General features: G+C 74.3%; 13 protein-coding genes. 5 read left to right on the forward strand and 8 right to left on the reverse strand.

Going from position 1 to position 14,333, the window contains the following annotated elements:
• Window positions 1-11 precede the first annotated feature (11 nt).
• Window positions 12-383 (reverse strand): ATP-binding protein, encoded by a 372-nt coding sequence (locus QM782_RS19985; protein WP_415204631.1) that lies wholly within the window; start codon window positions 381-383, stop codon window positions 12-14.
• Between the two features lie 241 nt (window positions 384-624).
• Here QM782_RS19985 and QM782_RS19990 point away from each other — a divergent pair, with 241 nt between their 5' ends.
• From QM782_RS19990 to QM782_RS20010, 5 genes are all read left to right on the forward strand, one after another.
• Entirely contained in the window at window positions 625-1,974 is a 1,350-nt protein-coding gene (locus tag QM782_RS19990; RefSeq protein ID WP_415204632.1) for a dicarboxylate/amino acid:cation symporter, read from the forward strand.
• An 81-nt stretch (window positions 1,975-2,055) separates the two neighbouring features.
• Window positions 2,056-2,751: a DUF6781 family protein gene (locus QM782_RS19995; RefSeq protein WP_415204633.1), complete on the forward strand. Its 696-nt coding sequence runs from the start codon at window positions 2,056-2,058 to the stop codon at window positions 2,749-2,751.
• Window positions 2,752-2,758: 7 nt separating this feature from the next.
• The gene (locus QM782_RS20000) at window positions 2,759-4,594 is read left to right on the forward strand and encodes an ATP-binding protein (RefSeq protein ID WP_415204634.1); all 1,836 of its coding nucleotides are present in this window, start codon (window positions 2,759-2,761) and stop codon (window positions 4,592-4,594) included.
• The gene (locus QM782_RS20005; RefSeq protein ID WP_415204635.1) at window positions 4,594-5,961 is read left to right on the forward strand and encodes a sigma-54-dependent transcriptional regulator; all 1,368 of its coding nucleotides are present in this window, start codon (window positions 4,594-4,596) and stop codon (window positions 5,959-5,961) included. The genes QM782_RS20000 and QM782_RS20005 overlap by 1 nt, the downstream gene beginning before the upstream one ends.
• A gap of 102 nt (window positions 5,962-6,063) precedes the next feature.
• Window positions 6,064-6,954, forward strand: coding sequence for a DMT family transporter (locus QM782_RS20010; protein WP_415204636.1), 891 nt, complete (start codon window positions 6,064-6,066; stop codon window positions 6,952-6,954).
• On the opposite strand, the gene QM782_RS20015 is transcribed toward QM782_RS20010, so the two are convergent.
• From QM782_RS20015 to QM782_RS20045, 7 genes are all read right to left on the reverse strand, one after another.
• Entirely contained in the window at window positions 6,951-8,384 is a 1,434-nt protein-coding gene (locus tag QM782_RS20015) for an efflux transporter outer membrane subunit (protein WP_415204637.1), read from the reverse strand. The genes QM782_RS20010 and QM782_RS20015 overlap by 4 nt on opposite strands.
• The gene (locus tag QM782_RS20020) at window positions 8,381-9,505 is read right to left on the reverse strand and encodes an HlyD family secretion protein (RefSeq protein WP_415204638.1); all 1,125 of its coding nucleotides are present in this window, start codon (window positions 9,503-9,505) and stop codon (window positions 8,381-8,383) included. Before QM782_RS20020 ends, QM782_RS20015 begins: the two co-directional genes overlap by 4 nt.
• Window positions 9,506-9,538: 33 nt before the next feature.
• The gene (locus QM782_RS20025; RefSeq protein ID WP_415204639.1) at window positions 9,539-11,155 is read right to left on the reverse strand and encodes an MFS transporter; all 1,617 of its coding nucleotides are present in this window, start codon (window positions 11,153-11,155) and stop codon (window positions 9,539-9,541) included.
• Window positions 11,152-11,763: a TetR/AcrR family transcriptional regulator gene (locus QM782_RS20030; protein ID WP_415204640.1), complete on the reverse strand. Its 612-nt coding sequence runs from the start codon at window positions 11,761-11,763 to the stop codon at window positions 11,152-11,154. Before QM782_RS20030 ends, QM782_RS20025 begins: the two co-directional genes overlap by 4 nt.
• A 90-nt stretch (window positions 11,764-11,853) precedes the next feature.
• The gene (locus tag QM782_RS20035) at window positions 11,854-12,258 is read right to left on the reverse strand and encodes a diacylglycerol kinase (RefSeq protein WP_415204641.1); all 405 of its coding nucleotides are present in this window, start codon (window positions 12,256-12,258) and stop codon (window positions 11,854-11,856) included.
• Window positions 12,255-13,610, reverse strand: coding sequence for a histidine kinase dimerization/phospho-acceptor domain-containing protein (locus tag QM782_RS20040; RefSeq protein ID WP_415204642.1), 1,356 nt, complete (start codon window positions 13,608-13,610; stop codon window positions 12,255-12,257). The genes QM782_RS20035 and QM782_RS20040 overlap by 4 nt, the downstream gene beginning before the upstream one ends.
• The gene (locus QM782_RS20045) at window positions 13,607-14,293 is read right to left on the reverse strand and encodes a response regulator (RefSeq protein ID WP_415204643.1); all 687 of its coding nucleotides are present in this window, start codon (window positions 14,291-14,293) and stop codon (window positions 13,607-13,609) included. The genes QM782_RS20040 and QM782_RS20045 overlap by 4 nt, the downstream gene beginning before the upstream one ends.
• Window positions 14,294-14,333: the final 40 nt, after the last annotated feature.

Consider the following 14,333-nt stretch of genomic DNA (forward strand, 5'->3'; position numbering starts at 1 on the left):
GGCACCGGGCGTCAGGGCCGCGCGAGCTTCCATGCGCCCGCCACGCCGTCGCCGGTGCGGTCGCCGGGCTTGGCGTCCTTGGCCCAGTAGTACAGCGGCTGGCCCTGGTAGGCCCACTGCTTGCTGCCGTCGTCGCGCGTGACGACGCTGTAGCCGTCCCGGGGGCTGGCGTCGGCCGGCGCGGCCAGCGGTGGCCAGTTGGCGGCGCACTGGCCGTTGCAGGCCGACTTGCCGCTGCCGGCCGTGTCGCGGGCGAAGGTGTAGAGCGTCATGCCCGTGGGCCCGACGAGCACGCCGTCGACGGCGCGCGTGCCGGGCGCCGGGGTGGTGGCGCAGCCGGTCCCCAGGACGAGGGCGAGGACGGACGCGGTGATCAGCTTCATGGACGGTCTCCTGCGTTGAAAAGCCGATCTACCCGCAATGCAGGCGCTCCGAATACAGGGTTAACCCCAGGATTGGCCTCCGGAGTTCCGGAGGGCGTCGGGCCCATGCGTCCGGGCGGGCGGAGCCCCCGGCCGCGCCGCCGCCAGAAAATCCAGACGGATCAACGGCTTGGGAAATGCATGGCATTGGCACGGGCATTGCAAAAAGCCCGCTCTTCACAACTCCTGCACGAGACAAGCCATGGACCATGATCCCCGTCCGCGCCCGTTCTACCACTCGCTGTACTTCCAGGTCATCACGGCCATCGTGATCGGCGTGCTGCTGGGCCACTTCTGGCCCGAGACCGGCGCCGCGATGAAGCCGCTGGGCGACGGCTTCATCAAGCTGATCAAGATGATCATCGCGCCGATCATCTTCTGCACCGTCGTCGTCGGCATCGCCGGCATGGAGGACATGAAGCGCGTCGGCAAGACCGGCGGCATGGCGCTGCTGTACTTCGAGGTCGTCTCCACCATCGCGCTGATCGTCGGCCTGGTCATCATCAACGTCGTCAAGCCGGGCGCCGGCATGAACGTGGACGTGAGCCAGCTCGACACCAAGGCCATCGCGGCCTACACCCAGCCCGGCCAGATGCAGGGCACGGTGGACTTCCTGCTGCACGTGATCCCGACCACCGTGGTGGACGCCTTCGCCAAGGGCGAGATCCTGCAGGTGCTGCTGTTCTCGGTGATGTTCGGCTTCGCGCTGCACAAGTTCGGCGGGCGCGGCACGCCGGTGTTCGACTTCATCGAGAAGTTCTCGCACGTGCTGTTCGTGATCGTGGGCTACATCATGAAGGTCGCCCCGATCGGCGCCTTCGGCGCCATGGCCTTCACGATCGGCAAGTACGGCGTGGGCTCGCTGGTGCAGCTGGGCCAGCTGATGGCCACCTTCTACGTCACCTGCCTGCTGTTCATCTTCGTCGTGCTGGGCGCCATCGCGCGCGCGCACGGCTTCTCGGTCTGGAAGTTCGTCAAGTACATCAAGGAGGAACTGCTGATCGTGCTGGGCACCTCGTCCAGCGAATCGGTGCTGCCGCGCATGATGGCCAAGCTGGAGAACCTGGGCGTGCGCAAGTCCACCGTGGGCCTGGTCGTGCCGACCGGCTACTCGTTCAACCTGGACGGCACCTCGATCTACCTGACCATGGCCGCGGTCTTCATCGCCCAGGCGACCAACACGCCGCTGGACCTGTCGCACCAGATCACGCTGCTGCTGGTGCTGCTGCTGACGAGCAAGGGCGCGGCCGGCGTGACCGGCAGCGGCTTCATCGTGCTGGCGGCCACGCTGTCGGCCGTGGGCAACGTGCCGGTCGCCGGCCTGGCGCTGATCCTGGGCATCGACCGCTTCATGTCCGAGGCGCGCGCGCTGACCAACCTGATCGGCAACGGCGTGGCCACGATCGTGGTCGGCAAGTGGACCGGCGACCTGGACGTGGCCCGCATGCAGGCCGTGCTGAACAACGAGACGCCCGAGGAGGCCGACGAGCCCGAGGCGGTGCTGGACAAGGTCGAGCACCACATGCCCGTGGAGGCGGCGCCGCGCGCCTGAACCGCCTGAACTGGTGCTAGATTGCGTCCGGGCGCCAGTAGGGGCGCCCGGACGTTTTTCCATCGAACCAGGAGACCGCACATGGCAACGAGCAAACTCGGCATCGACACCGACGCGCTGATCGCGCAGTACGAGCAGGCCACCGCCCAGCAGGGCCAGGCGCTGCGCAAGGCGGTACAGGACACCACGCTGCGCGCGCTGCAGCAGCGCGAGCTGACGCTCAAGGCGATCAAGGACGTGGTCCGGACGGTGACCGAGGCTGCCGCGGCCGGCGCCGCCCGCAACACCCAGGGCGTGGACGTGGAGGCGATGCTGAACCAGACCGTCGCCGGCATCGACGACGCCGTGCGCCAGGCCGTGCAGGCCAGCCAGCGCGCGCTGCAGCAACTGCTCGACCAGGGCCTGGACCTGCGCGAGAAGCAGGTCAAGAAGGCGCTGTCGGACATCGAGAAGATGGAGGACCAGGTGTTCGACGCGATGCGCAAGGCCACCAGCAGCGAGGCGATGGCGCCGATGCAGGGTGCCTGGGCGCAGGCGCTGATGCTGTTCGGCCAGGGCGACAGCGCCACCGGCCAGGCCGCCGCCACCGCGGTGCAGGACCTGATGACGCGCGCCCAGGACGCCGCGCGCGCCGGCCGCGCCGCCAACCAGCGCGCCGCCCAGGCCTTCATGGACCACTACGCCACGCTGGTCAGCGGCGTGCTGATCGGCATGTCCGAGGCCTTCGCGCCGGGCGCCGCCGCCGCCAAGCCGGCGCCGGCCCGCAAGAGCCGCTAGCGGCGCGATGGCCGGGGAGGACGCCGCGCCGCCGCCGGCCGCGGGCGGTGACCACCACCGCGGCGGGCGCGGCGCCAGGCTGGCCCTGCGCCTGCTGCTGGCCGGCCTGCTGGTCGCGCTGGCCGCCTGGGCCGGCTACCGGGCGGCGTTCTCCCAGGGCCTGGCCATGCAGCGCCAGGCCGCCGACCGGCGGCTGGAACTGGCGGCGGCGCGGCTGGACGCGCAGCTGGCCCGCTTCGACTTCCTGCCGTCGCTGCTGAAGACCTCGCCGGAGGTGATGCGCTTCCTGGCCACCGGCGCCGACGCCGCGCTCGGCGACACGGTCAACCAGTACCTGCAGTCGCTGAACGCGATCGCCGGCACCGAGAACCTCTACATCATCGACCGCCGCGGCGTGGCCGTGGCCGCGGGCGACTTCGCGCGGCCCGGCACGCCGCTGGGGCGCGACCTGTCCTACCGCCCCTACGTGCGCGAGGCGCTGGCCGAGGGCCGCGGCCACTTCTACGGCCTGGGCGTCACCAGCGCGCGCGCCGGCTACTACCTGTCGTACGCGCTGCCGGCGCGCGACGGCGCGGTCGGGCTGGCCGTCGTCAAGGTCGACCTGGCCGGCATCGAGGACGACTGGCGCCAACTGCCGGGCCAGGTGCTGGCGGTCGACGAGCACCAGGTAGCGATCCTGTCCACGCGCGACGACTGGCGCTGGCGCCCGCTGGTGGCGCTGGGCGCCGAAGCCCGCGCCGAGGCCGGCGCGGCGCGGCGCTACGGCGACAGCACGCTGGAGCCGCTGGGCTGGCGCGAGCGCGAGCGGGCACACGACCCCGAGGCCGGGAGCGCGCGCCGCATCCGGCTGCAGGACCAGCCCTGGCTGGCCAGCACGCGCCAGGTGCACCAGGGCCGCTGGCGGCTGATCGTGCTCGACAGCGAGGACGCCGCCCGCGCGGCGGCGCGCGCCGGGGCCTTCATCGGCGCGCTGGCCATGGCCCTGGCGCTGGCCGCGGGCGCCCTGGTGCAGGCACGCCGGCGCGCGATCCGCCAGCGGCTGGCCAGCCGCGCCGCGCTGCAGGCCGCGCACGACGCGCTGGAACGCAAGGTGGCCGAACGCACGGCCGCGCTGCGGGCCGCGCAGGACGAACTGGTGCACGCCGGCAAGCTGGCCGTGCTGGGCCAGCTCTCGGCCGGGCTGGTGCACGAGCTGAACCAGCCGCTGGCCGCGCTGCAGACCGTCTCGGAGAACGCCGACCAACTGATCCAGCGCGGCCGGCTCGACGACGCGCGCGACAACCTGGCCCGCATCGGCCGGCTGGTCGGGCGGCTCAAGCGCCTGTCGGCGCAGCTGCGGCTGTTCGCCACCAAGCCGAGCGGCATCGTCGGCGCGGTCGGCGTGCGCGCGCTGGTGCTGGAGGTGCAGCAGCAACTCGCCCCGCGCCTGGCCGAGGCCGGCATCGCCCTGGTGCTGGACGTGCAGCCCGAGGCGCTGGCCGTGGCCGGCGACGAGGCGCGGCTGGAGCAGGTGCTGGCCAACCTGCTCGGCAATGCGATCGACGCGCTGCAGGGCGCCGCCGCGCCGCGGCGCATCGAAGTCCATGCCCAGGCCGCCGGCGGCGGCATGGCGCGGATCGCGATCCGCAACAATGGCCCGTCCATTCCCGCCAGCATCCTCGAGCGCATGTTCCAGCCCTTCGTCACCACCAAGCCGGCCGGCAAGGGCATGGGGCTGGGCCTGATGATCTCGGCCCACATCGTGCGCGAATGCGGCGGCCGCCTGGCCGCGCACAACCTCGTGCCCGAGGGCGTGGAATTCACGATCGAACTGCCGGCGCGACGCGACGGGGGAGAGGGCTGATGGCCGACGCACCGCATCCGATCGAGGTCCTGTTCGTCGAGGACGACGAGGACGTGCGCGCCGGCAGCACCCAGGCGCTGGAGCTGGCCGGCTTTCGCGTGCGGCCGTTCGAATCGGTCGAGGCGGCGCGCCCGGCGGTGGCGCCCGGCATGGCGGCCGTGGTCGTGTGCGACGTGCGCCTGCCCGGTACCAGCGGCACTGCCTGGCAGGCCGAGCTGCACCGGCTCGACGCCCAGCTGCCGGTGGTGCTGGTCACCGGCCACGGCGACATCGCGATGGCCGTGCAGGCGATGCGCGAAGGCGCCTACGACTTCCTGGAAAAGCCCTGCAGCGCCGAGCAGCTGGTGGCCGTGGTGCGCCGCGCGGCCGACCAGCGCCGGCTGGCGCTGGAGGTCGAATCGCTCAAGCGCCAGCTGCACAGCTGGCCCGGCATCCAGGCCACGCTGCTGGGCCGCTCGGCCGCCATGCAGCGCGTGCGCGAACGCGTGCGCGTGCTGGCCGCCGCGCCGGCCGACGTGGTGATCTACGGCGAGACCGGCACCGGCAAGGACCTGGTGGCGCGCTGCCTGCACGAGCACGGCGCGCGCCGCCACGGCAACTACGTGCCGGTCAACTGCGCCGGGCTGCCCGAATCGCTGGTGGATTCGGAGATCTTCGGCCACGAGGCCGGCGCCTTCACCGGCGCCACGCGCCGGCGCATCGGCAAGTTCGAGCACGCGGACGGCGGCACGCTGTTCCTGGACGAGATCGAGGGCATGCCGCTGCCGGTGCAGGCCAAGCTGCTGCGCGCGCTGCAGGACCGTGCCGTCGAGCGGCTGGGCTCGAACACGCAGGTGCCGGTGGACTGCCGCGTGGTCGCCGCCAGCAAGGCCGACCTGCGCGTGCTGGCCGAGCAGGGGCGCTTCCGCGCCGACCTGTACTACCGGCTCGGCGTGGCCTTCATCGAGCTGCCGCCGCTGCGCGAGCGGCGCGAGGACATCCCGCTGCTGTTCGAGCACTTCGTGCTGCAGGCCGCGCGCCGCTACGAGCTGCCCGCGCCGGTGGCCACGCCCGCCATCCTGACGCTGCTGATGGCCCACGCCTGGCCCGGCAACGTGCGCGAGCTGCGCAACGTGGCCGACCGCTTCGTGCTGGGCCTGGTGGACGAGGAGCAGGCACGCCTGCTGGGCAGCGCCCCGGCCGCCGCCAGCCTGCCCGAGCAGCTGGAGCAGATCGAGCGCGTGCTGGTGTCCGAGGCCCTGCGGCGCGCCCAGGGCGACGTGGGCGCCACCGCCGCCGCGCTCGGCATCGCCAAGCAGACGCTGTACGACAAGCTCAAGCGGCTGCGCGTGGACGCGGCCTCGTTCCGCCCGGGCGAACCGTCGTGACCGGGCGGGCTGCCGCCTGCCGGCGGCCCGTCAGGCGGCGCCCGCGCTGAAGCACAATCGCGCCCGGCGCCGCCACCGTCCCGGAGCCGCCGCTGCCGCTCCATGCCCCTGACCCACGCCCGCGCCCTGTTGCTGATGGTCCTCGCCACGCTGCTGTGGTCGATCGCCGGCGTGGTCACGCGCCAGCTGCAGGCGGCCGGCGGCTTCGAGGTCACGTTCTGGCGCAGCTTCTTCACGCTGGCCGCGATGGCCGTGCTGCTGCCGCTGCTGCGCCGCCGCGGCCTGGCGGGCCGCGTGCGCGGCGCCGGCTGGCCGCTGTGGGTCGCGGGCCTGTGCTGGAGCGTGATGTTCACCGCCTTCATGCTGGCGCTGACGCTGACCAGCGTGGCCAACGTGCTGGTGACGATGGCGCTGGGGCCGCTGTTCACGGCGCTGGTGGCGCGCGTCGCGCTGGGCCACCGGCTGGCGCCGCGCACCTGGCTGGCCATCGTGCTGGCCGGCGCCGGCATCGCCTGGATGTACGGCCCGCAGCTGCGCCTGGGCGACGGCGGCAGCGGCGTGCTGGCCGGCACGCTGGTGGCGCTGTGCGTGCCGGCGGCGGCCTCGGTCAACTGGACCGTGGCCCAGCGCAGCCATGCGGCCGGGCACGACATCGACCTGGTGCCGGCGGTGCTGCTCGGCGCGCTGCTGTCCTCGCTCTACACGCTGCCGCTGGCGCTGCCGTTCGCGGCCACGCCGCGCGACATCGCGCTGCTGGCGCTGCTGGGCGTGGTGCAGCTGGCCATCCCCTGCGTGCTGGCGGTGCGCTCCGCGCGCGTGCTGGCCGCGCCCGAGGTCTCGCTGCTGGCGCTGCTGGAGGTGATCTTCGGCATCGCGCTGGCCTGGCTGGGCGCCGGCGAGCAGCCCGCGCCCGAGGTGCTGGCCGGCGGCTCGCTGGTGATCCTGGCGCTGGTCGCCAACGAACTGCTGGGCTGGCGCGCGCGGGCCGGCTAGGGCTGCGCGGCCGCGGCGGCCAGCGGCCGCTCCGGTTCCGGCTGCCAGCCGCCGCCGAGCGCGCGGACCAGGGCGATCTGTGCCGACAGCCGGTCGGCGTGCAGCTGCAGCACGGCCTGCTCAGCGCCGAACAGGTTGCGCTGGGCGTCCAGCTCGTCCAGGTGCGAGGCGTAGCCCTCGCGGTAGCGGTTGCCGGCCACGCGCACGGCCTCTTGCAGCGCGCGGCGCTGGCCGTCGGCCTCGTCGGCCTGGCGGCCCAGTTCCTCGATCGCGGCGAGCTGGTCCTCGACCTCGCCGAAGGCGGTGAGCACCGTCTTCTCGTAGCCGGCGATCGCCTGGTCGCGGCGCGCGTCGGCGGCGCGCGCCTGCGCGCGCAGGCGGCCGCCGTCGAACAGCGGCGCCAGCACGCTGCCGCCCAGGCTCCACAGCCCGTAGGGGTCGCCGACCAGCGCGGAGGAGGTGATGCGCCCCAGCGTGGCCGACAGCTGTACCGCCGGCAGCAGCTGCGCGCGGGACGCCGCCAGCTGGGCATCGCTGGCGGCCAGCTGGGCCTCGGCCGCGGCGATGTCGGGCCGGCGGCGCAGCAGTTCGGAGGGCAGGCCGGCGTCGGGCACCGGCAGCGCCTGCAGCTCGGCCAGGCTGCGCCCGCGCGGCACCGGGCCGGGGGCGGCGCCGGTCAGCAGGTTCAGCGCGTGCTCCTGCCGGCGCACGGCCAGCGCCAGCTGCGGCACGGCCTGCGCGGTGGCGCGGTATTCGGCCTCGCTCTGCGCGGTGTCCAGCGCCGAGCTGTAGCCGCGGGCCTGGCGCGAGCGCGCCAGCGCCAGCGCGGCCTCGCGCGCGGCCAGCGTGCGGTGCGCCAGCTCGAGCCGCGCGTCCAGCGCACGCAGTGCGACGTAGCCCTGCACCGTGGTGGCGGCGACGCTCAGCGCGGCGCCGTCGCGCAGCGCCTGGCTGGCCTGCAGCTGGGCGCCGGAGGCGCGTTCCAGCGCGGCGATGCGGCCCCACAGGTCCAGTTCGTAGGCGGCGCGGAACTGCGGCTGGCCGACCGTGGCATCGTAGGGCCGGCCGGTGGCGGCGCTGATCGCGCGGCTGCGGCTGCCGCCGGCCTCCAGCGTCAGCGAGGGGGCGGATGCGCCGTGCTGGGCGTCGTCGAGCGCGCGGGCCTCGGCCACGCGGGCCGCGGCGGCGCGCAGGTCGCGGTTGTGGGCCAGCGCCTGGTCGACCAGGGCGTCGAGCACCGGGTCGCCGAAGGCATGCCACCAGCCCGGCTGGATGCGCTGCGCGGCCCCGGCGGCGGCGCCAGCCTGGCCCTGCCAGGCGGCCGGCACGGCGGCTTGCAGCGCCGGCGCCGCGGGCGGCGTGCCGGCGCAGGCCTGCAGCAGCAGCGCGGCGGCCAGCGCCAGCGCGCGCTGCCGGAAGGCGGCGCTCACGATGCGTGCTCCCCGGCGGCGCCGGCCGGCCGGCCGGCGCGCGTGTCCACGCTGACCACCACCGACATGCCGGGCCGCAGCCGCTGCGCCAGGGCCTGGCCGTCGTCCACGGCGATGCGCACCGACAGGCGCTGCGGGATCTTGGTGAAGTTGCCGGTCGCGTTGTCCTGCTTGATCACGCTGAATTCCGAGCCCGTGGCCGGCGCGATGCGCTCCACGTGGCCCTGCAGCCGGGCGCCGTCCAGCGCATCGACCTGCAGCTGCGCCGGCTGGCCGGGCGTCATCGCGGCGGTCTGCGCTTCCTTGAAGTTCGCCACCACCCAGACCTGCTGCGGCACCACGGCCACCAGCTGCGTGCCCGGCGTCACGTACTGGCCGAGCTTGACGCCGACCTCGCCCACGTGGCCGTCGCGCGGCGCGCGGATGCGGGTGTTCTCCAGGTCGATCTCGGCCAGCCGCACGGCGGCCTGCGCGGCCTGCACGGCGGCCTGCACCGCGTCGCGGTTGACGACCACGGTCTGCAGGTCCTGGCGGGCCACGGCGCTGCCGGCGCGCGCCTGGCGGGCAGCGGCCTCGGCCTGCTTCACGGCGGCCTCGGCCTGGTGCAGCGCGGCCTCGGTCTGGTCACGCTCGCGCTGCGACAGCGAGCCGTCCTGCGCCAGCGGCGTGGCGCGGCGCATGTCCGCTTGCGCCCGGGCCAGCTGGGCGCGCGCGTTGCCGAGCTGCGCGTCGGCGCCGGCGATCTGGGCCTCGGCGCTGCCCAGGCCGGCCTCGCGCGCGTGGCGCGCCTGCACGGTGTTGGCCAGGTTGGCCTGCTGCGCCGCCAGGTTGTTGCGCGCCTGCTCGAGCCGCTCGCGGTAGATGCGGTCGTCCAGCCGTACCAGCACCTGGCCGGCCTGCACCGGCATGTAGTCCTGCACCAGCACCTCGGCGACGTAGCCGTCGACCTTGGGCGCGACGATGGTGACCATGCCGCGCACGTAGGCGTTCTCGGTCGATTCGGTGCCGGTGTGGAACGGCGGCAGGCGCCAGGCGTAGAGCACCAGCGCCACGCAGGCGAGGGTGGCCGCGAGCACGATCCAGGTGCCGCGGGCGCGGAGGGTGGAAGACAGCGAAGGCATGGCAGGAGCAGTCGGGAAAGGAGGATGGGAGGTTCAGGCCGCCGCCGTGGACGCCGCCTGGCGCCGGGCGCGGTGCCAGCGGTGCGTCTTGAAGCCGGCGAACACGAACAGGCCGAGCGTGCTGATCATCGCGACGGCGTGGAACAGGTCGTTGTAGGCCAGTACCGTGGCCTGCTGCGTGACCTGCTGGGCCAGCAGCGCGGCGGCCTGGCCGCTGCGCGCCGCGGCGTCGCTGAGCTGGCCGGCGTAGGCGCCGCCCAGCTGCGCGAGCCGCTGCGCGACCTGCGGGTCGGACAGCTGCAGCTGCTCCACCAGGTGCGCGTAGTGCAGCCGCTGGCGGTCGACCAGCAGCGTGCTGAGCCAGGCCTGGCCGATCAGCGCGCCCAGCGACTGCCCGCCGCCGAACACGGCGATGAAGCTGATCAGCTGCTTGCCGCCGCCGGCGAGCACGTGGGTGAAGCCCTGCAGCAGCGCCATGCCCAGGAACATCGCGCTGGCGGCGGCCAGCAGCGTCTGCGACAGGTACAGGTCGTGCGGGCGGGTCAGCGTGGTGGCGTCGCCGTCCATCCACGCCGCCAGCATGACCAGCGCCAGCGCGCCGATGCCCACCGCGCCGAAGCGCTGCGACGGCACCACCAGCAGCGTGAGCAGGAAACCCGCCATGGTGCCGACCGTGACCCACACGAACAGCGTGTGCATCTGGTCGTTGGTGAAGCCCAGCGCGTTCATCAGGCCGACGGCGCCGACGGTCTGCTCGGACAGCACGATGCGGAACAGCAGCGTCGCGCCGACGAAGCGCAGCATGAACGGGCTGGCCAGCCAGCGCAGGTCCACCAGCGGCGCGTCGCGCCGCAGCTCGACCGCGACGTAGATGCCCAGCAGCAGCACCGCCAGCGCCAGGCACTGGCCGATCCAGGCCGCGTCGGTCCACCAGGCGTAGCGGCCCTGGGTCAGCACCACGCACACCAGTGCCAGCGCCGTGGCGTAGAGCGTGAAGACGATGCCGTCGCCGCGCGCGAACATCTGCACCGTCGGCATCGGCCGCAGCCGCACCACGTTGATGGCGGCCACGCACAGCACGGCCAGCCCGGTGTCGACGAAATGCAGGCCGTGCCACTGGCCGATCTGCAGCAGGTCCTCGGAAATGATGCGCGACAGCGGCATGCCCAGCTGCAGCACGCCGAAGCCCAGCAGCGCGCCGACCAGCGCCCGGCTGGGCGGAAAGGCCTGCACCATGTAGAGCACGGCCAGGCTGCTGAGCGGCGCCGCCGCCACGCCCAGCGCCGCGCGCACCAGCAGCGCCGAGCCCAGCTGCTGGGTGAACAGGTGCGCCAGCGCCAGCAGCAGGTAGAGGCCGATCACCACGTCGGCGAACCAGCGCAGGCCGTACTGGTAGCGCACCTTGGTCAGCAGGATCGAGGCCGAGATGTTGGTCGCGTAGTAGGCCGTGGTGAGCCAGCCGGCCTCGACCGCGGTCGCGCCCAGCGCGCCCTGCACGCCGGACAGGTTGACGTTGACCAGGTTCACGCCCAGGCCCTGGGTCAGCCCCACCAGCAGCGACACCAGCGCGAACACCACGCCCTGGCGCGGGTCGTAGGGCGGCGCTTCCGGAGGCACCGGCGGTGGTGCCGGGACGGCCTGCCCGCTCATGGCCTGGCCGCCGTGCCCGGCAGTCCCACCAGCGGCAGGACCAGGCCGTCGACGAGGCGCGCGAGGCGCGCGCGGCTGACCTTCTGCGCACGGGTGTTGTACTGGTACAGGACCATCGCCGGCACCAGGTCGGCCACCAGGTCCAGGTCCGACGGGGCGGCGATCTCGCCGCGCGCGATGGCGCGCGCGAAGATCTCCTGCACCTTGGCCCGGCGCGTGGTCAGCCGCGCGGGCGCGACCTTGGCGGTCCAGGCCAGGTGCTGGCGCACGTTGCCCAGGATTTCCTGCATGGCGGCCTGCGTCACGGGGTTGCCGATGCCGTAGTGGTGCGCATAGAGCGCGATCAGGTCGCCGCGCAGCGTGCCGGTGTCGATTTCCACGTCCACGGGCGCGTACATCGCCAGCGCATCGGCCAGCAGCTCGTCCTTGGATTTCCAGCGCCGGTAGACCGAGGCCTTGCCGGCGCCGGCGCGCTGGGCCACGGCGTCCATGGTCAGGGCCGACAGGCCGCGCTCGCCGAGCAGTTCCATGGCCGCGCGCAGGATCGCGGCGTCGAGCGCGGCGTCGCGTGGACGGCCGATGGTGGGCGGGGTGGCGGGAGCGGGCACTGTTACGGAACCGAGTCGTTTCGGAAATGGATTGTATCGATATTGGCCGTGGCGTGCAGGCGGCGCCGGCGGCCGCCCGCTGGGAAGGGGCTAGGACAGGCGGGCGACGAGCGCGGCGATCCACACCGCGCCGCAGAACAGCAGCGCCAGCAGCACGGCGGCGCTGCCCAGGTCCTTGGCGCGCTTGGACAGGTCGTGCCACTGCGGGCCGATGCGGTCGATCGCCGATTCGACCGCGGTGTTGAGCAGCTCGGCCACCAGCACCACGACCACGCTGCCGGCCAGCACGGCCGCTTCGGCCCAGCTGCGGCCGAGCCAGCAGGCCAGCGGCAGCAGCACCAGCGCCAGCAGCGCCTCGAGCCGGAACGCCTTCTCGCCCCAGCCGGCGCGCAGGCCGGCCAGCGAGTGGCGCAGCGCATGCCACAGCCGTGCGAGGCCGCGGCGCTGCTTGTGCGGGTTGCTGAAGGCGGGGCGGGGCGAGGGGTCGGTGGTCACGTCGATGCGGGCGCGGCGGGCGGTTCGCCCAGGGTCAGGGTGTCACTGCGCCAGCCCTGGGCGTCGGGCGCGGCGGCGGTGTCGAAGCGGCCGCCGTGCACGGCGGCGATGCGCTGCACGACCTGGCGGCCCAGCCCCAGGCCCAGCACTGCGCCGCCGCGCCCGCCGCCGGCGACGGGCGCCGGGGTCCGCGCGGCATCGCGCACCTGCAGCGCCGGCGGCGGGCCGGGCAGCACGCGGATCTCCACCGCGGAGCCGGGCGGCGTGTGGCCGAGCGCGTTGGCGACCAGGTTGCGCAGCGCGATCTGCAGCAGCACCGGGTGGCCGTGCACGGGGCAGTGCGCCGGCGCGTCCACGGCCAGCTCGTGCCCGCTGTCGAACGCGGCCTGGGCGTGCTCGGCGGCCACGCCGCGGGCCAGCGCCGCCAGGTCCAGCGGCTGCGCCGCCTCGGCCAGCTGCAGGCGGCTGGCGCGGGCCAGGGCCAGCAGGTCGTCCATGATCGCGGCGGTGCGCTCGGCGTCGGCTTCGAGCCGGGCCAGCGCGGCGGCGCGCTGCGCCGGCGCCAGCGGGCCGTGCAGCGAGCCGGCGTGCAGCCGCAGCGAGGCCAGCGGCGTGCGCAGCTCGTGCGCGAAGGTGTCGGCCAGCTCGCGCTCGCTGCCCAGCGCGGCCTGGTAGCGGCCGGCCAGCGTCTCGATCGCGCCGACCATGGCCTGGAACTCGGCATGCGGCGGCGCGTGCAGCGGCGCGCCGTGGTGGATGTCCAGCGCGCGCACGCGGGCGCTGAGCACCTTCAGCGGCCGCAGGCCGCGGCGCACCGCCAGCGTCAGCACCAGCGCGACGATGGGCAGTAGCCACAGGCCGGGCGCGGCCACCTGGCCGGCGATGTCGTCGGCCAGCGCGTCGCGCTCGTCCAGGTCCAGCAGCACGGCGATCCGGCGGCCGTGGGTGTCGCCGTCCCAGCGCGCGAACACGCGCCAGGGCCGCGCCGGCTGGCCCAGCGCGACGGTGGAGAAGCCGTCGTCCACCGTGAACGGCGGGGCCGGCGCCGGGCCGGCGCGGGTCAGCACGGCGCCCTGGCCGTCCCAGACGACCACGCTCAGCGACTGCTGGTAGTCGTGCGCCTTGAGCTCGGGCTTCATGCCCACGGCCGCCGCGTCGGGCCGCTGCGCGAAGCGGGCGTCGCCCTGGGCCAGCAGCAGCGAGGCGACGCTGGCCAGGTGGCCGTCGGTCAGCTCGTCGGCCTCGTGCACGCCGGTCTTGTAGCCGACCAGCATGAACACCGCCCAGACCACCGCCAGCGCGCCCAGCGTCCAGGCCAGCAGCTGGCGCTGCAGCGACGGGGTGCGCGTCATGCCGCGCCGTCCTCCGGCACGAAGTAGCCCACGCCGCGCATGGTCTGGATCAGGCCCTCGCCGAGCTTGCGGCGCAGGCGGTGCACGTGCACCTCGATGGCATTGCTCTCCAGCACCTGGCCCCAGTGGTAGAGGCTGGCCTCGATCTGCTGGCGCGAGAGCACGCGCGGGCTGGCCTCCAGCAGCGTCAGCAGCACGCCGAACTCGCGCGCGGACAGCTCCACCGGCTGTCCGTCCAGCCGCACCTGGCGCGCGGCCGGGTCCACCACCAGCCGGCCGTGGCGCAGCTGCGGCTGCGAGCGGCCAGCGGCGCGGCGGCGCACGGCGCGCAGCCGGGCGGCCAACTCGTGCGCGTCGAAGGGCTTGGTCAGATAGTCGTCGGCGCCGGTGTCCAGCGCGTCGATGCGCGCGGCCACCTGGTCGCGCGCGGTCATGATCAGCACCGGCGTGGCCGGGTCCGGCAGGCGGCCCGGGGCGGCGTGGCGCAGCTGCTGCAGCAGCGTGGCGCCGTCGCCGTCGGGCAGGCCCAGGTCCAGCAGCACCGCGTCGAAGGGCTCGGCGCGCAGCGCCGCCCAGGCCGGCGCCAGCGCGTCCACGCAATCCACCGCCCAGCCCTGTTGGCCGAGCGTCAGCGCCAGGCCGCTGGAGATGCCTGGGTCGTCTTCCACCACGAGTGCCCGCATGGGGGCGGATTGTGCGCGGCCGGCTCTTAAGGATTTCTTA

The sequence above is a fragment of the Pseudorhodoferax sp. genome, assembly GCF_047601025.1.
Classification (GTDB): domain Bacteria; phylum Pseudomonadota; class Gammaproteobacteria; order Burkholderiales; family Burkholderiaceae_C; genus Pseudorhodoferax.